Source organism: Nitrobacter vulgaris (genome assembly GCF_031453995.1).
Classification (GTDB): Bacteria; Pseudomonadota; Alphaproteobacteria; order Rhizobiales; family Xanthobacteraceae; genus Nitrobacter; species Nitrobacter vulgaris.
Genome location: NZ_JAVDPZ010000007.1, coordinates 160,235 through 177,416 on the forward strand (window position 1 = coordinate 160,235; position 17,182 = coordinate 177,416).

A 17,182-nucleotide genomic window follows, 5' to 3' on the forward strand; every position below is an offset into this window, starting at 1 on the left:
TGACCTGACCATGATCAGAACAGCAATCGTCGTTGCGATCGCGATCCTCTGGCAGGGCGTGGCAAACGCGCAGATGAGCCATCACCACGTATCAGAGGCCGCCTGTGATACGACCGAACTGCGATGCGCGACCAAGGTCACGCCCGCATTCGCCCCAGACGGGACCTTGTGGCTGGCGTGGATGGCAGGTGGGCGCATACTGGTGGCGAGCTCCAAGGATCGTGGAAAAACCTTTTCAGCGCCGGTCGCGGTCGTTGATCGGCCGCTCGAGCTCGATTGGGGACCTGATGCGCGTCCCAAGATGGTCGTTGACCAGCACAACCGGATCGCCATCGCCTTTTCGATTTTCAGGGATAAGAACTTCAACGGCGAGGTGCTGTACACACGCTCGGTCGATGGAGGTCACAGCTTTAGCAAGCCGGAATCCATTACATCGAACAAGGAAAGCCAACGCTTCGAGCAGCTCGCACTGGATGCCGACGGTTCGGTCTTCGTGGCCTGGCTCGACAAACGCAATCGGGCGCAAGCGCGCGCGGCCAATCAAACATATAAGGGAGCGGCTTTGTTCTTCGCATGGTCGAAGGACGGCGGCGGGTCGTACACCGAGGCTCGCATGTTGAAGGACAGCACTTGCGAGTGCTGCCGGATCTCGGTGGCATTCGCGGGCTCTGGCCGGCCCGCTGTACTGTTTCGCAATATCTTCCCGGACAGCGTTCGGGACCACGCGATCGTCACCCTCGGGGATCCAGCTACGCCGGGAGAGATCCATCGCGTCAGTCAAGACAACTGGAAGACCGAGGCGTGCCCGCACCAGGGGCCGAGCCTCGCCATTTCGCCGAAGGGAATCTATCACGCGGTCTGGTTCACCGGCGGCGAAGCGCGAAAGGGTTTATTCTATGCGCGCTCGACGAACGGCGGACAGACGTTTTCCGAGCCCATGGCTCTCGGCAGGCCGGACCGGAGCGCGTCACGCCCCTACGTCTTAGCGAGTGCCTCTGGCACCGCGATTGTCTGGAAAGAGTTTGACGGCGAAAAGACGGCCGTAAAGCTTATAAGGTCCGGCGATGATGGGAAAAACTGGTCGCAACCGCAGGTCGTTGCTGAGACAGTTGACGCGTCTGATCATCCTTTGCTTGTCGGGAATGGACGCGAGGTCTTCTTGTCCTGGATGACCAAGGCCGACGGCTACCACATCATGCCGATCGAGGGCGCACCATGAAGCGTCACTTGTTGCTGTTCGCGTTCGCTCTGACACTTCTCTCGCAACCCCTCGCGGCGCACGATCAATTGCGCTCGTTCCAGCGCGGAAGCTGGCAAGCCATCCTCGATGCGCATGCCGGTCGTCCAATGATGGTCAATTTCTGGGGCGTCACTTGCGGCCCCTGCAAGGTCGAGTTGCCGCTGCTCGGGAAGTTCGTCAGAGACAATCCGGGTGTCGACGTCGTAACGGTCAATGCCGATTTCGTTCCGAACCCGCGCGAAGCCGCACTCTCAATGCTGCATAAGGCCGGACTATCTTCGGTCGAGAACTGGACCTTCAGCGACGGTTTCGTCGAACGACTACGTTATGAGATCGATCCCAGCTGGCAAGGCGACATCCCTCGAACGATGTTGATTGCGCGCGATGGCAAAGTCACGACGGTTGAGGGCATTGTCGATCTCGCCAAGATAAAGAAATGGTTCGGAAGCCAGATGATCGAAACAAGATGAGGGAGATCTGCACTGAACTCTCAAGAAACCTGAGCGGGTGGCGGAAAGGCTGAGGGATTATGCGTCGGTGGCTGGGACGATTTCTTCCAATTGCCATGTTTGCGATGCTGGTGCAGACATTCACGCCAATCGCGTCGTCCCTGGCATTCAGCATAGTCGCCGCCGATCCGCTGGCAGGTGCGATATGTTCGGTCGCTCCCGATGCGAGCTCTCAGCAAGACCGTGAGACCGACCCGCAGCAAACTCATAGCGCCTGCTGTGCATTGTATTGCGTCGTCCACGCCGCGACACCGCCCGCCGACCCCCAAGCCGTCGCCGTCAACATTGCGCGTGACGCAACCGCCGTCTTCTGGCGCGGTCTGGCCTTCGGGTTGCCGCCATTCGCGATCGACTCCCACGCGCAGGCGCGCGGTCCTCCTCACATCTCCTGAGCCAAAACAAACTGCACCAGAAGTGCTTCTGTTTTCCGTCTCGGAGAGAGAAAAGTCATGTCTATCCGTTTGTTCGTGCGCTGCTGTGCGGCGCGCGCAACGTCTGCTGTCGCGATTTCCTTTGTGGTCAATGGCGCCGCGGCGCAGGAACGGCCCGCGCCGCGAGGTGAGGGCGTCACGCTGCCGCCGATCACGGTGGTTACGAGCCAGGTTGCGAAGCGCAAACTGAAACGCACCGCAGCCAGGCCGGTGGCGCGGGCTATCGCAACGTCCAGCCAGCCCGCGCGCACCGATGCGCCGGCTGCCGCGACGCTAGCGGAGAAGGGGACCGGTTTCGGCACACGAACCGGCGACAGCGTCGGTAAGGGTTACGCGATGCCCTACGCCACCAGCGCCACCAAGATAAACGGGCGGGTGTTTGAGACCCCGTATTCAATCCAAACCGTTCCGAGCGACATTATCAGAGACCAGGCCGTGACGACGATCAGCGAAGCGCTGAAGAACGTCAGCGGAGTGCAGATCGACCGTCAAGGCGTTTACGACGGAATCACGCTGCGCGGCTTCGCGCAGGGTTTTGATCGATGGATCTACCGGGATGGCGCGCCGTTCCGGAATTCCAGGTTCGACTTCGCGAATATCGATCGGGTCGAAGTGTTGAAGGGAACGGCGGGCGGCATCTACGGACGCATCGATCCCGGCGGCCTGATCAACATGGTAACCAAAAAGCCGCTTGCGACGCCATATTACTCGATCCTGCAGGAAGTCAGCAATCTCGGCTATCGCACCGCCGCAGATGCTACCGGCCCGCTCACAAAGGACGGCTCGCTGCGCTATCGCGCCATCGCGGCGTTTGAGGATCGCGACTCGTTCCGTGATTTCGTTGACTCTCGGAACGTTCTGCTATCGCCTTCCTTCAGTTGGGACGTGACGCCGACCACCGAGCTTTATGTGAACTACGAATACAGGCGCATGGAGCAGGTATTCGACCTCGGCATTCCCGTATACAATAATGTGATCCCGGACGTTCCGCGCAGCCGCTTTTATGGACTGAAAGATCAGCCCCCTAGCGTAATCGAAACTCATCTGGTCGATGCGATCTTGACACAGAAGCTCGCCGAAGGCTGGACTGCGAAAGTACGCGGGACCTTCAACCATGACGTGACGCTGTCTTACGATTCCGAGCCGGGTGGATCGCTCGTGGCTCCCGGTTTCACCGACATTTATTATTCCAAGTTTGTCGGTGTTTCCGACAGCCATTTCGTCGAGGCGTCGATCACGGGCGACACCCAGATCACGCAAGACATTCGCAACCGTCTGTTCGCAAGCGCCGAATCTTATCACAACGAACAAAATTCGGGGCGCAACGGCACAACCGATCCAGCGATCGTTCGCCCGCTCAGTATTCAGAACCCGGTCTACCAGAGCTGGCGGGAAGTCGCTGACCTTCCGCTGACGATCGGAGCGCCATCCTTTACGGAGTGGCGCGCTGTCAGCTTCCAGGACCAGGTGACCTTGTTCGACAGGCTGGATCTGATTGCCGGCGGCCGCTGGGACTGGAGCAATGCCGGTAGCGGATCGTGTGCATTGAGCGGCGGCGCGACGGGCTGTCCGCCGTCCACGCCGTTGGACGCCAAGACGTTCGACGTCTTCAAGCCCCGCGCCGGCATTAACTTCCGGGTCACGCCGGAGGTCGCCCTGTTCACCAGCTATTCGGAATCGTTCGGCCCCATTGTCGGATTTGGGAGGCTTTCGGATGGCTCCTTGCCTGATCCGAGTGAAGCCAGGCAATACGAGGCTGGCGCGAAGTTTCAAACGTCCGATGGCCGCCTCAACGCTACGGTGGCCACGTATGACCTGACCAGAACCAACATCGTAACGCCCATACCGGGGAACCCGACTTTTGTGAATCAGATTGGCGAGGCACGCTCACGTGGCGTCGAGGTGGACGTCGCCGGACATCTGACGGAACGCCTTCAGGTGATGGCCAACTATGCCTACACCGATGCGCGCATCACCAAGGACACGACGCCCACCGGCGATCCGGGTAACGTCGGGCATAGACTGTACAACCAACATCCCCCTTCACCAGGGCGGCATCTGGCTTCAGTACAGTCTGCCGTCGGGGTGGCGATTTGGCGCGGGCGCTTTCGCGGCAAACAACCGATGGGGCAACAACGAGAACACGTTCAAGATCGGCGACTACATTCGTGTCGACACCAACGTGTCCTATAGCTGGGATACCGGCTTCGGAAAGGCGACGGCGCAGTTCAACGTCACCAACCTGTTCGATGAAAGGTATTACGCAAGCGCCACGTATACGCCGGGAGTACTGCCTGCGCCGGGGCGCACCTTCATCGCCCGGTTGAGGTTCGAACACTGAACGAGGACTCTGCGACCGGAGCGCGCGCCGGACCAGCGTGCGCGTTCGCCGCTCACAGATTGCCATGAATGGGTTCGCGATGCGCAGACGCTTCTGGGTGTTGGTCCATCGATACGTCGGCCTCTATCTTGCGTTCTTTCTCGTTATCGCCGGTACGACCGGAAGTCTTCTGGCTTTTTTAAAGAGTTGACGGCCGGCTTCAGCTCGATTTGATGCATGCCGAAGCCGATGGGCGCGACATGATCGATCCGTTCGAGTTGCGGGAGCGCGCGCTCCTGCACGCGCCGGGCGTCTTTGTCGACAGTGTCGATCTGACACGAACGCCCGAGCATAGCTATGTGGCTTGGGTGCGCCACCGTGCCGAGCGAGAGCCGGATGACACGCCGTTCAGTGTTATCATTCTGGACCCGTATTCAGGGCGGGAGCTGACGCGCCGCGTGCAGGGAAATTCCTGGCCGCCGACAGCCGAGGCGATCATGGAGTTCGTCTATGCCTTGCATTATCGATTGTTGCTGAACCAGATCGGAATCTGGCTATTCGGAATCGCGGCTCTGATATGGACGGCGGCTTGACGGAGATCAGGCAATGCTCGATCTTTTTCATTGGCAGTTCATCATGAGTGAAACAGGGTCAATGACATCGAAACTCTTCTGCGTTGCGGTCGCCTGTGCTTTGCTGGCAACCGCGAGAGCCGCCTCAGCGGAGGATTTCAAAGCAGGTGATATTGTGATTTCGCGCCCGTGGTCGCGAGCGACGCCGGCGGGAGCGCAAGTCGGCGCTGGCTATCTCGTCATTGAAAACCGTGGGAGTTCGCCTGACCGCTTCCTCGGTGGCTCGGTGGAGGCTGCAACGGGTTTCGAGCTTCACGATGTCGTGCTCGAGGGCGGCGTCATGAAAATGCGTCAGCTGACGGGCATCGATCTGCCACCAGGAAGTTCCATTGAGGCAAAGCCGGGCGGACTTCACATCATGTTCGTGGGCCTCTTGCATCCGCTGGCTGCGGAAGAGAAGGTTCGAGGTGCCTTGCAGTTCGAGCACGCTGGTAGAATCGAGGTAGAATTCAAGGTAATCGGGATGGGAGCGCGGCCGCCGGGCGGCGGCGATTGAGGAAACTCATTTGGCAGGCTCGATAACTTTGATATCTCGAATTGTATAGGTCTTGCCTTCGAGTTGGAATTCGACCTTGTCGCCCGGCTTCACGTGATCGCTCAATGTGCGCGGATCGACCTGGAACAGCATTTCCATCGCTGGCATTAAGCCCTCGATTTTTTGGTGGTTGATCGTCAGCGAGCCGGTCGCCGGATTGATCGCCGTCACAACTCCAATCCCTCGATAAAGGCCATTCGACGGTTCTTGAGCCTCAACCAGCAATAACTGTGTGTGCGGAAACCCGGCGACCGGATGGTCTCCAGGAAAGAAAGCTTCAACCCTCTCGAGATGGAGGGTCATCACCGTGGTCGCGGCTACGACTGCGCACCTGAAGATAAGTTTTCTCACGACATATTCCGTTCTCAGGCATGGGCGTCCGCGCACGCGCGTTCGCGGGCCACAGAGACTTACATGAGAAACGCCGGTTTGGGAAAGTGGGGTCCGCCGGTCGTCTCGCACCCTATCGCGTCCGCTTGATGTGAGGCGGTCGGGATTATACTGTCGTAAGGTTCCAAGATGGTATCGATTCAATCAGCGAGGAGATAATCATGCACCGTCGAGAATTCGTGGCTACCATGGGGACTGCGGCAGCAGTTTTATCGGCGGCGCAGGCCTTCGCCGTCCCCGCAAGTGCGGCGCCAGCCGAATCGATGCATCCCACGAAATACAAAGCTCTCGAGGAGGCGACCAATCATTGCGTCTCCAAGGGAGAGGCGTGCATGCGGCATTGCCTCGGCATGTTGAGCATGAAGGACACGAGCATGGCCGGTTGTACGAACGCGACCTATCAGATGATGGCCGCATGCGGCGCATTGCGGACGCTGGCAGCCGTCAACTCGTCCTACGTTCCCGCTCTTGCCAAGGTCATTGCGCAGGTGTGCGTCGACTGTCAGAAGGAATGCGAGAAATTTCCGGATGTGGCAGAATGCAAGGCGTGCGGCGACTCTTGCAAGACCTGCGCCGAGGAATGTCGCAAGATTTCCGCTTAACGTCTTCCAGCCTGTCGGCGCGCGGGAGGTTGTGCGAGTCCGGGCAGGATGGTTAGACATGGCGAAAGATACCACCGGCCGGCTGCACGTGACCGTCAAAACCGGCGGTAAACGAAAGCTGTCGTCCAAGCTCTGGCTGGAGCGGCAGCTCAACGATCCCTATGTGGCGCAGGCGAAGCGTGAAGGCTGGCGTTCCCGCGCGGCCTTCAAGCTGATCGAAATGGACGACAAGTATCATTTCCTGAAACCCGGGCTGGCGGTGGTCGATCTCGGCGCGGCGCCCGGCGGCTGGAGCCAGGTGGCTGCAAAGCGTGTCGGTGTCGCCGAAGGCAAAGGTAAAGTGATTGCCATCGATCTTTTGGAGATGCCGGAGATCGTCGGCGTGACGTTTGCCCGGCTCGATTTCCTTGACAACAGTGCCCCCGACAAGCTGCTCGCGATGATGGACGGGGGCGCGGATATTGTGCTTTCCGATATGGCCGCCAACACCACCGGCCATCGCAAGACGGACCAGCTCCGGATCGTAGGTCTCGTCGAGAGCGCGGCGGCATTTGCAGTCGACGTGCTGCGGCCCGGTGGGACGTTTATTGCAAAAGTCTTCCAGAGCGGGGCGGACGCCGGTCTGCTTTCGCAGCTCAAACGCGACTTTCATACGGTCCGGCATGTGAAGCCCGCTGCGAGCCGGCAGGATTCATCGGAACGCTATGTCGTGGCGACGGGCTTTCGCGGGCGGCCGCCTATGACGGCCGCTGATCGAGCTTAAAGCGGGTCAGAACCGCAAACCTGTTGTGCTTCAGCTCAGCTTCTGATCGCGGGCGGTAACTGTTTCGCGAGAGGTTTCCTCCTCAGCCTCGGATTCCCGGGTAGGATCGGAAATGACCACCATGCGCCGACCGGAAACCTGATGGCCGGAATCGGCGGGCATCCGCACGAAATAAAAAGTGGACATCGCTGAAAGCACGGAGACGACGAGAAATCCAGAGCCGAAATCGGCTGCTGTCAATTCCGTGCTGTGATGGTACAGCATCGTGGCTTCCACCGAGAAGGCGCCGATGGCGACGCCCGTCGAAATCGCCAGTTGCTGACTGACGCTGGCGAGCGTGGTCGCGCGGCTCATTCGTTCCGGCTCGACGTCCGCATAGGCGAGGGCGTTGATCGCGGTAAATTGCAACGAGCGGAAGAAACCGCCGACGACCAGAATGATCATGATCAGCAGCAGCGGCGTCGTGATAGTGAACAGCGCGCAGGCGGCGAGGAAGACGGAACTGACGACCGCGTTGACAGTCATGATGTTGCGGAAGCCGAAGGCGCGGATGATGCGGGCGGCGAGTGTCTTCATGCCCATGGCGCCGACCGCCGATGAAAATGTCACGAGCCCAGAGCCGAAAGGCGACAGGCCGAAGCCAACCTGCATCAGAAGCGGCAGCAGGAACGGTAGCGCGCCGACGCCGACGCGAAACAGGAACCCGCCATACATGCTGGCCCGGAACGTCGGCAGGCGCAGCAGAGTGAGATCCAGCACCGGCGAGTCGGTGCGTCTTGCGTGCATCATATAGGCCGCCATCGAGACCGACCCGACCCCGATCAACGCAGCTACAACCGTCCATGGCAGGAGGTTGAGACCGGCGACTGAAAGCCCGAAGGCGATGCCGCCGACCCCCACGCCCGCCAGCACCATTCCGTAAAGGTCGAAGCGTTCGGGATTGTCGCTGCGGATCGGGTCGATGTAGCGCTGCGCCATGAAGATACCGACCAGGCCGACCGGAATGTTGATCAGAAAAATCCAGTGCCATGAGAAATAGGTGGTGATGAAGCCGCCCAGCGGCGGACCGATCACCGGCCCGATCAGGGCGGGCACCGTCACCCAGGCCATCGCGTTGACGAGCGCGCTCTTGTCGATCGAACGCAGCAGCACCAGCCGGCCGACCGGCGTCATCATTGCACCGCCCAGCCCTTGCAGGGTCCGAGCGATCACAAAATCCGTCACCGATGAGGATAGCGCGCAGCCGATTGAGCCGATCATGAACACCACGATGGCCGCGCTGAAGACGGAGCGCGCACCGAACCGGTCCGCGGTCCAGCCGCTTGCCGGAATAAATACTGCCAGCGACAGGAGGTAGGACGTGATCGCGAGCTTCAGGGTCAGCGGGCTGGTGCCGATGTCGGCGGCGACCGCCGGCAGCGATGTCGCAATCACCGTCGAATCCATGTTTTCCATGAACAGGGCGGCGGCGACGATCAGCGGGATCAGGCGTTCTTTGTTCATGCAAGTGCTGAGGGCAAGCGGATGGGAGGCGGGCTGTAGCACCGATTTGGGCCGGCGCGCTATTGCGGAGCGGCCAAGCGTTCCTAAATCCTTGGTGTGTTTGGGAGGGCCAACGATGATCTATGTGCTCGCTGCCTTGCTGCCGCCGCTCGGACTGCTGTTCAACGGTCAGCCATTCTCGGCAATCCTGAACGTGGTCGTGATCGTGTTCTGCGTGATTTTCGGGCTGATTTTCCCCGTCCTTTTCCTGGTGCCGTCAGCACACGCCGTGATTGCTGTCTACATGAAGCGGGAGGATCGCCGGCACCGTGAGGTGGTCGACGCGATCCGGGAGCATGGGCCGCCTCCGAACTATCCGCGTTGAACGGGCGGGAAAAGCCCCTGCATGGCAGCCAGACGCTTTGATTCCCGGGATTGCCGTGCTATCGACCACCGCCAATCCATTCGATGGAACTTAATTCGTCGGCGACGCTAGGGCGTCGCCGACCGGCCATTCCATTCTGATGGGTTTCGCGGCGACCGCGCCGCCCAATGGAGTTGGCGATGGCGCTTGGAAACGGATTTCGGGATATCAAAGAAGCCTACACGTTCGACGACGTCCTGCTCAAACCCGGTGCGTCCGATATCCTGCCCTCCGAAGCCGATATCAGTTCCCGCGTTACCCGCGCCATTCCACTCAACATCCCGATCATGGCCTCCGCCATGGATACCGTTACCGAGGCGCGCATGGCGATCGCGATGGCGCAGGCCGGAGGCCTGGGTGTCATCCATCGCAATTTCGATGCGGAAGGCCAGGCCGCGCAAGTGCGGCAGGTGAAGAAATTCGAGTCCGGCATGGTGGTCAATCCGCTGACCATCGGCCCGGACGCGATGCTGTCCGACGCGCTTGCCCTGATGAGCGATCACGGCTTTTCAGGCATTCCGGTGACGACCGGCGGTAGCGGGGCCTCTCCGGGCAAGCTTGTCGGCATTCTCACCAACCGTGACGTCCGCTTCGCGACTGACCCGCGGCAGAAAGTTTCCGAACTAATGACGCACGAAAACCTCGTGACGGTGCGTGAGGGCGTCAGCGAGGAAGAAGCCAAGCGGATGCTGCACCAGCATCGCATCGAGAAACTACTGGTCGTCGACGAGCAGTACCGCTGCGTCGGTCTCATCACCGTCAAGGACATGGAAAAAGCGGTGGCGCATCCGCTGGCTAGCAAGGACGCGCAGGGCCGGCTGCGGGTCGCTGCGGCAACCACGGTCGGCGAAGGCGGTTTCGAACGCACCGAGCGACTGATCGATGCCGGCGTCGATCTGATCGTCGTGGATACCGCGCATGGTCACTCCAGCCGCGTGCTGGAAGCGGTCAACCGCATCAAGCGGCTGTCGAACGCTGTACAGGTCATCGCGGGCAACATCGCCACGACGGAAGGCGCGCAGGCGCTGATCGATTCCGGTGCCGACGCCATCAAGGTCGGCATCGGTCCGGGCTCGATTTGTACCACCCGTATCGTTGCTGGCGTCGGCGTGCCGCAACTCAGCGCCATCATGGATGCGGTCGAGGCGGCGAGTAAGGCCGACGTGCCGGTGATCGCCGACGGGGGCGTCAAGTATTCCGGCGATCTCGCCAAGGCGCTCGCCGCCGGTGCGGATATTGTCATGGTCGGCTCCCTGCTGGCGGGCACCGACGAAACGCCCGGCGAGGTGTACCTGTGGCAGGGTCGCTCCTATAAGGCCTATCGCGGCATGGGTTCGGTGGGAGCGATGTCGCGGGGGTCAGCGGACCGCTATTTCCAGCAGGACATCAAGGATACGCTGAAGCTCGTTCCGGAAGGCATTGAGGGACAGGTGCCTTATAAGGGACCCGTCGGCAACGTCATGCACCAGCTTGCTGGCGGCCTGCGCGCGGCTATGGGGTATGTCGGCGCGCGCAACATCGCCGAATTTCATGGCAAGGCGCGTTTCGTCCGCATCACCGGCGCGGGCTTGCGCGAAAGCCACGTCCACGATGTCACGATCACGCGCGAAAGCCCGAACTATCCAGGCGGCAGCTAGCATCCTCAATCGAAAGTTTACGCGCAGCACTCGCAAAATGAAGCGAACTTCGCGCCTCGGTGAGGGTAAATCGCCCAAATTGAGCCGCACAGCGGCGCGAAAACGGGTTACTGTGTACTGCCGAGATTTCCTGCGCCGGGGATAGCGCTTTCGTTGCGCCGTTTTTCCGGAAATGACATTAACGGACCATCACAAGAGAATCTAAGAACATGGTCGATTGGACAGACGACAGAATTGGGGAGCTCTCAGATTCCGGTCTCAAAAACCTGCTGGCGAATGCAGAGCGGAAATCGGTCGATGATCTTGTCGCGCGATGCCAGGCGGAGCTCGAAAAACGAAATGCTCTGAAGCCGCGGAAGGCTGCGAAGGCGCGCACCGGTCTGAAGGATTTTGAGCACGAGATGTCGTCGCAGCTTGCTGCCATCGGCCGGCGAATGGCGGAGAAATACGATCTGTCGGAAGAAACCGCGAAGGCGAAGTCAGCCGGCGTCAAGGGCTTCCGGGCGCACAAGCTGGTTGGTGGCGATGGCTTGGCCAAGCTCGGTGGATTGCAGCGCGCGGGATTCGTCGCGGTCGATCGCTACATCTCCTATCGGCGCGGCAACGATATCGTCTCCCTCGGTGTGTTCCTGCCCAAGAATCAGGACATGTCGGAACACAAGTTCTTCGTGATCGCGCCGCAGGCGATGCTCGACGGTGGCGCGCCGGTTGATGCCATCCGCGACAACCACGGCCAGAAGCAGTCCGCCGACGGCGCGCTCATGTTCGATGATCTGGAAGCCGCCGCTGCTGCTTTCGACAAGGTTCTGGCCACGATTGCGGCCTGAGTTCATCCCGTCCTTGCCAAGTCGCGGCGCAATCCAGAGGCAAACGAGATGTCTGTTCAAGCGGTGCTTTTGCCCGTTTTCGTGTTGGTCGGGCTGACGTTCGCCTTGCTGATGGGAATGGCTGTTGCACGGACGAGGTCTTTGAGGTTGGGGGAGACCCGGTTCGAAGATATCGCGCTGCGCGAGCCGAACTGGTCCGCACGCCCCACGCAGATCGCAAACTGCTTCAGCAACCAGTTCGAAATACCAGTACTGTTTTACATCCTGATCGCGTTGGCGCTACCGCTTCGTCACGCCGATCTTGTCATCGTGGTGCTGTCCTGGGTATTCGTCATCACCCGGTTCGTGCATGCCGGCATCTTCGTGACCTCGAACAATGTGCCACAGCGGGGATTGGCGTGGTTCGTGGGCGTGGTGGTGCTGCTGGTCATGTGGATTTATTTCGCGCTCCGCATGATGCTCGTGTAGGCCTCGCCGCCAAGATCGGAAGTCGACCATGACACCCGCCGCGCGGCTCTCCGCAGCAATCGAAGTGATTGAAGCTATCGACAACCAGCGGGTACCGGCCGCGAAGGCGCTCAAGGAGTGGGGCACCGCACACCGCTTCGCGGGCTCCGGTGATCGTGCCGCAGTCTCCGGACTGGTCTACGACATGTTGCGCCGTCAGGCTTCCAGCGCCTGGATCATGGATGACGACACCCCACGCGGCCGTCTGTTCGGAATGTTGAGGCTGGAGCGCGGCATGAATACCGACGCTATCGCGTCGCTGTGCGACGGCAGTCGTTTTGCGCCCGGACCGCTGACCGATGGGGAGCGGCAGGCGTTGACCTCGCGCTCGCTGCTGGACGCGCCCGCCCATGTCGCTGGCGACTATCCGGAATGGCTCGACCCTTACTTAATCGAGGCGTTCGGCGACGATCGCGCGGCGGAGACGGCCGCGATGGCGCGCCGCGCGCCGCTGGATTTGCGGGTCAACACGCTGAAAGCAAAACGCGAGAAGGTTTTGGGATCGCTGCGACATCTCGGCGTGACGGCGACGCCGTGGTCGCCGTTCGGCTTGAGAATCATGCTGGGCGCAGATGCGCGCAATCCCGGCATTCAGGCCGAGGAAGAATTCGTCAAGGGTGACGTCGAGGTGCAGGACGAGGGTTCACAAATCGCGGCGCTGCTGTCCGGAGCCAAGCCGGGCGAGCAGGTGATTGATCTCTGCGCCGGCGCTGGTGGCAAGACGCTGACGCTGGCCGCCATGATGCAGGGCAGGGGCCGTCTTATCGCGACCGATCGCGACAAGCGGCAGCTTGCGCCGATCCATGAGCGGCTGTCCCGCGCCGGGGTGCATAACGCAGAGGTCCGGACCCCGAAAGGGGAAGCCGAACCGTTGTCCGATATCAGGGAATCGGCCGATCTGGTGCTGATCGATGCGCCCTGCACTGGGACTGGCACCTGGCGGCGCAATCCCGACGCGAAATGGCGCATGCGGCCCGGCGCTCTCGACATACGTTTGAAGGATCAGGCTGAAGTACTTGAACGGGCAGTCGCTTTTGTCAAACCGGGCGGACGTATCGCTTACGTCACTTGTTCGGTATTGCCGCAGGAAAATGGCGAGCAAATCCTTAAGTTTATCGACCGGCATTCAGATTTTAGGGTGATACCGCCGTCGCAGACCGCGTCCGTGCTGTGGGACAAGGCAGACGATTTTCTCGCAGCGGTTTATTTGTCGGACGAGGGGCTTCTGATGACACCGCGGCGGACGGGAACGGACGGGTTTTTCGTTTCGGTGATGCGGCGACAGGGATAGGGAGCGCGCCACCCTCCCTGGTCGCATGGGGAGAGGCGGAAGCGTGTGTGTTCTCTTCCTTTCCCCGTTGCGACCCCGCAGCCGCTCGCGTATTTGCTTGCCATGATAGGCAGTTCATCCGCGCTTCCGTCCGCCGAGCATTCCCCTCACGCGATCTCCGCGCACGACAAGATTCTCATCATCGATTTCGGTTCTCAGGTCACGCAGCTGATCGCGCGGCGTGTGCGGGAGGAGGGCGTCTATTCTGAAATCGTACCCTTCCAGAAGGCAGAAGCAGCCTTTCTTGAGATGAAGCCGAAGGCGGTGATCCTGTCCGGCGGGCCGGCCTCAGTGCTCGACAAGGAGGCGCCTGCGGCACCGATGGCGATCTTCAAGGCCGGCGTGCCGGTACTCGGCATCTGTTATGGCGAGCAGACAATGGCCCGGCAGCTCGGCGGCACGGTCGAGGCCGGCCATCATCGCGAATTCGGCCGCGCTGTCATCGAGGTCACCGATGCCTGCGTGCTGTTCGACGGCGTCTGGGAGAAGGGCGGCGCACACGATGTCTGGATGAGCCATGGCGACCGGGTAACAAAGTTGCCCGAGGGCTTCCGGGCCGTGGCGAAAGCGCCGGGCTCGCCGATCGCGGTGATCGCCGACGACGCGCGCAAGTTCTACGCGATGCAGTTCCATCCCGAGGTGGTGCATACCCCCGACGGGGCAAAACTGATCCGCAATTTCGTCCGCAAGGTCGCCGGGTTGAAAGGCGACTGGACCATGCGCGCGTTCCGCGAGGAGGCGATCGAAAAGATCAGGGCGCAGGTCGGTCAGGGCCGGGTGATCTGCGGCCTGTCCGGCGGTGTCGACTCCTCGGTGGCGGCGATCCTGATCCATGAGGCGATCGGCGATCAGCTCACTTGCGTGTTCGTCGACCACGGCATGCTAAGAAAGGACGAGGGCAAGACGGTGGTGGATCTGTTCCGCCATCACTACAACATTCCGCTGGTCCACGTTGATGCGTCGAAGAAATTCTTGGGTGAGCTTGCTGGCGTTACCGATCCGGAAGCGAAGCGTAAAACCATCGGCCGTCTCTTCATCGACGTGTTCGAGGCGGAAGCAAAAAAGATCGCAGCCTTGGGAAAAGGATCGGCTGACTTCCTGGCCCAGGGCACGCTCTATCCTGATGTGATCGAAAGCGTGTCGTTCACCGGCGGCCCGTCGGTGACGATCAAGTCGCACCATAATGTCGGCGGCCTGCCTGATCGCATGAACATGAAACTGGTCGAGCCGCTGCGCGAGCTGTTCAAGGATGAAGTGCGCGTACTGGGGCGCGAACTGGGGTTACCGGAGATTTTCGTCGGCCGTCATCCGTTCCCGGGGCCGGGTCTCGCGATCCGTTGCCCCGGCGAGATCACCCGCGAAAAGCTGGATATCCTGCGTGAGGCCGACGCCGTCTATATCGACCAGATCCGCAAAGCCGGGCTTTATGACAAGATTTGGCAGGCGTTCGCCGTGTTGCTGCCAGTGAAGACGGTCGGAGTGATGGGCGACGGCCGGACCTATGACTATGTCGTTGGCCTGCGCGCCGTGACGTCGACCGACGGTATGACCGCGGACTTCTATCCGTTCGACATGCAATTCCTCGGTGCGACCGCGACAAGGATCATCAATGAGGTCAAGGGCGTGAATCGCGTGGTGTATGACGTGACGTCAAAGCCGCCCGGCACAATCGAGTGGGAATGATTCAGGCCCATCCAAACGCCGCCGAATCTACGCTGAGACACGACTTAACACACTGAAAACAAAAATAAATCTTTCCTATGCCTATCGATATCTATCGGTGGGCATAGATGGCGTTCGGCGGCCTCGCTGACGGGCCTCGCCCCCATTGATCAACCGGAAAAACGAAAGTACCGTCAGGAGCAATGAGGCTCATGACGGTACTTTTTCCGATATAAGGCGCTGAAGTATAAGAGTTTTCTACGCCATCGGCCTCCAAAAACCGCGTGACAGTACTTTTCCGCGAGGAGACCCGAAATGTTGACCGATGCAGCACTCAAGTGCTTGAAACCAAAAGCCAAAATGTACAAGGTATCCGATCGTGACGGCATGTATGTGCGCGTCGCACCGTCGGGTGCCATCTCGTTCAGGCTCGACTATCGGCTGAACGGCAGGCGGGAGACAGTCTATCTCGGCAGATATGCTCGTGATGGAATATCGCTCGCCAAGGCTCGAGAGCTATGCATCGATGCGCGCCGGGCGATTGCAGAGGGGCGGTCCCCCGCCATCGAGAAGCAGCGGGAGAAGCGCCGGATCAAGGAAGCAAAGAGCTTCGGCCAGTTCGGCGAGAAATGGCTGACCAATGCGACCATGGCCGACAGCACGCGCGCGATGCGCCGCTCCATCTTCGAGCGCGAGCTCATGCCCGTCTGGCGGAATCGTCTCCTGACAGAGATCACACCTGACGACCTTCGCGCTCACTGCGGCAAGATCGTCGAACGGGGTGCTCCTGCCACCGCCATTCATGTGCGGGATATCCTGAAGCAGATCTACGGCTATGCCATTCTGCACGGCGAGAAGGTCGCCAACCCGGCCGATGACGTCGGTCCGGCCTCGATCGCCACCTTTACGCCGAAGGACCGCGCTCTTTCGCCCGCAGAGATCCGCATCATGTTCAAACAGCTTGAGCATGTTGCGACGCTGCCGACGATCCGCCTCGGCATGAAGCTGTACCTCCTCACCATGGTCCGGAAGAGCGAGCTGCAGGATGCAGTATGGAACGAGATCGATTTCGACAACGCCGTCTGGACGATCCCGAAGGAGCGCATGAAGCGGTCGAAGCCGCACAACGTCTACCTGTGCCGACAGACGTTGGACATCATGATCGCGCTCAAGACCTGCTCCGGCAACTCCCGATATCTGTTGCCGTCCCGGTACGACGCAGACGCGCCAATGTCTCGTGCGACCTTCAACCGGATCACCTACGCCGTCGTCGAGCGAGCGAAGAAGGAGGGGCTGCCACTGGAGCCTTTCACGGTCCATGATCTGCGGCGGACCGGCTCGACGCTGCTAAACGAGCTGGGCTTCAATAGCGACTGGATCGAAAAATGCCTGGCGCATGAGGACGGGCGTTCATCGCGCGGCGTTTACAACAAGGCCGAGTATGAGGTGCAGCGTCGGCATATGATGCAGCAGTGGGCGGATACGGTTGATGCCTGGATCGATGGCCGGAAGTATGCCCCCACGCTTCTGCCGCAAGCTATGCCCGTGATGGAGCTTGATCCCGCCCTTTGACCGGTCGGGTTTTGCGCTTGGTGACGTCAGGGTGCTGTGCTCGACGGATCGGCGCAGCCCGCCGTGCCATCAGCCAGGCCTCGACCTCGGCGAGGTCCCATACGATACAACGCGGCGAGAGGGCGAACCGACGGGGAAACTCGCCCCTCTGTTCCATCTCGTAAATGGTGCTGTCAGCCATCGGCACCATCTCGCGCAATTGGTGCCGCCGGATCGTTCGTCTGATGTGCGTGGCGGTGACAAAGTAGGCCACGGAGCGCCGGCGTGATGTCGGTGCGGGCGGAGTAAAAACCGTCCAGTGGCTAGGTTGATCCCTTTG

Annotated in this window: 19 protein-coding genes; 16 read left to right on the forward strand and 3 right to left on the reverse strand. The window is 60.6% G+C overall.

Translation table 11 applies throughout. The annotated features are described in order from the left end of the window. The first annotated feature begins 10 nt into the window (after positions 1-10). The 7 genes from GGQ85_RS06690 to GGQ85_RS06720 all read left to right on the forward strand — a co-directional run bounded on the left by GGQ85_RS06690 (position 11) and on the right by GGQ85_RS06720 (position 5,628). A complete protein-coding gene (locus tag GGQ85_RS06690) occupies positions 11-1,219 on the forward strand; it encodes a sialidase family protein (protein ID WP_309773871.1) in 1,209 nt (402 codons plus the stop codon). Then, a complete protein-coding gene (locus GGQ85_RS06695; RefSeq protein ID WP_309773872.1) occupies positions 1,216-1,710 on the forward strand; it encodes a TlpA family protein disulfide reductase in 495 nt (164 codons plus the stop codon). Before GGQ85_RS06690 ends, GGQ85_RS06695 begins: the two co-directional genes overlap by 4 nt. Positions 1,711-1,769: 59 nt before the next feature. Further along, the gene (locus GGQ85_RS06700) at positions 1,770-2,141 is read left to right on the forward strand and encodes a DUF2946 family protein (protein WP_309773873.1); all 372 of its coding nucleotides are present in this window, start codon (positions 1,770-1,772) and stop codon (positions 2,139-2,141) included. Between the two features lie 57 nt (positions 2,142-2,198). After that, positions 2,199-4,373 carry a TonB-dependent siderophore receptor gene (locus GGQ85_RS06705; protein WP_309773874.1) on the forward strand — a complete coding sequence of 725 codons (2,175 nt, stop codon included), beginning with the start codon at positions 2,199-2,201 and terminating at the stop codon, positions 4,371-4,373. Continuing rightward, on the forward strand, positions 4,255-4,521 hold the full coding sequence (locus GGQ85_RS06710) for a TonB-dependent receptor (protein WP_309773888.1): 267 nt from the start codon (positions 4,255-4,257) through the stop codon (positions 4,519-4,521). Before GGQ85_RS06705 ends, GGQ85_RS06710 begins: the two co-directional genes overlap by 119 nt. A 212-nt stretch (positions 4,522-4,733) precedes the next feature. Then, a complete protein-coding gene (locus tag GGQ85_RS06715) occupies positions 4,734-5,093 on the forward strand; it encodes a PepSY domain-containing protein (protein ID WP_309773875.1) in 360 nt (119 codons plus the stop codon). Positions 5,094-5,106: 13 nt separating this feature from the next. Beyond that, the gene (locus tag GGQ85_RS06720; protein ID WP_309773877.1) at positions 5,107-5,628 is read left to right on the forward strand and encodes a copper chaperone PCu(A)C; all 522 of its coding nucleotides are present in this window, start codon (positions 5,107-5,109) and stop codon (positions 5,626-5,628) included. Positions 5,629-5,634: 6 nt separating this feature from the next. Here GGQ85_RS06720 and GGQ85_RS06725 read toward each other — a convergent pair whose 3' ends face one another. Beyond that, positions 5,635-5,970 carry a copper-binding protein gene (locus GGQ85_RS06725; protein WP_309773878.1) on the reverse strand — a complete coding sequence of 112 codons (336 nt, stop codon included), beginning with the start codon at positions 5,968-5,970 and terminating at the stop codon, positions 5,635-5,637. Between the two features lie 248 nt (positions 5,971-6,218). Between GGQ85_RS06725 and GGQ85_RS06730 the strand changes: the two genes are divergently transcribed. Together GGQ85_RS06730 and GGQ85_RS06735 are read left to right on the forward strand one after the other, a co-directional pair. Beyond that, a complete protein-coding gene (locus GGQ85_RS06730) occupies positions 6,219-6,659 on the forward strand; it encodes a four-helix bundle copper-binding protein (protein WP_079447145.1) in 441 nt (146 codons plus the stop codon). Positions 6,660-6,717: 58 nt separating this feature from the next. Continuing rightward, positions 6,718-7,422, forward strand: a complete 705-nt coding sequence (locus tag GGQ85_RS06735; protein ID WP_309773879.1) for an RlmE family RNA methyltransferase — start codon at positions 6,718-6,720, stop codon at positions 7,420-7,422. A 30-nt stretch (positions 7,423-7,452) separates the two neighbouring features. On the opposite strand, the gene GGQ85_RS06740 is transcribed toward GGQ85_RS06735, so the two are convergent. Continuing rightward, complete coding sequence (locus GGQ85_RS06740) at positions 7,453-8,925, reverse strand: MFS transporter (RefSeq protein WP_079447143.1); 1,473 nt, start codon at positions 8,923-8,925, stop codon at positions 7,453-7,455. Positions 8,926-9,040: 115 nt separating this feature from the next. On the opposite strand from GGQ85_RS06740, the gene GGQ85_RS06745 reads away from it, so the two are divergent. The 7 genes from GGQ85_RS06745 (at position 9,041) to GGQ85_RS06775 (ending at position 16,863) form a co-directional block, all read left to right on the forward strand. Beyond that, a complete protein-coding gene (locus GGQ85_RS06745; protein WP_309773880.1) occupies positions 9,041-9,289 on the forward strand; it encodes a hypothetical protein in 249 nt (82 codons plus the stop codon). Between the two features lie 179 nt (positions 9,290-9,468). Continuing rightward, the gene (guaB, locus tag GGQ85_RS06750; RefSeq protein WP_079447195.1) at positions 9,469-10,965 is read left to right on the forward strand and encodes an IMP dehydrogenase; all 1,497 of its coding nucleotides are present in this window, start codon (positions 9,469-9,471) and stop codon (positions 10,963-10,965) included. A gap of 209 nt (positions 10,966-11,174) precedes the next feature. Beyond that, positions 11,175-11,792: a hypothetical protein gene (locus tag GGQ85_RS06755; protein WP_079447141.1), complete on the forward strand. Its 618-nt coding sequence runs from the start codon at positions 11,175-11,177 to the stop codon at positions 11,790-11,792. 48 nt (positions 11,793-11,840) lie between these two features. Beyond that, entirely contained in the window at positions 11,841-12,260 is a 420-nt protein-coding gene (locus GGQ85_RS06760) for an MAPEG family protein (protein ID WP_309773881.1), read from the forward strand. Between the two features lie 28 nt (positions 12,261-12,288). Continuing rightward, complete coding sequence (locus GGQ85_RS06765) at positions 12,289-13,590, forward strand: RsmB/NOP family class I SAM-dependent RNA methyltransferase (protein ID WP_309773882.1); 1,302 nt, start codon at positions 12,289-12,291, stop codon at positions 13,588-13,590. 102 nt (positions 13,591-13,692) lie between these two features. After that, positions 13,693-15,312: a glutamine-hydrolyzing GMP synthase gene (gene guaA, locus GGQ85_RS06770; protein ID WP_309773889.1), complete on the forward strand. Its 1,620-nt coding sequence runs from the start codon at positions 13,693-13,695 to the stop codon at positions 15,310-15,312. A 294-nt stretch (positions 15,313-15,606) separates the two neighbouring features. Then, entirely contained in the window at positions 15,607-16,863 is a 1,257-nt protein-coding gene (locus GGQ85_RS06775; protein WP_309773883.1) for a tyrosine-type recombinase/integrase, read from the forward strand. Here the strand turns inward: GGQ85_RS06775 and GGQ85_RS06780 are convergent. After that, a complete protein-coding gene (locus GGQ85_RS06780; protein WP_309773890.1) occupies positions 16,829-17,116 on the reverse strand; it encodes a helix-turn-helix transcriptional regulator in 288 nt (95 codons plus the stop codon). The two genes, GGQ85_RS06775 and GGQ85_RS06780, sit on opposite strands and share 35 nt — an antisense overlap. Between the last annotated feature and the right edge of the window lie 66 nt (positions 17,117-17,182).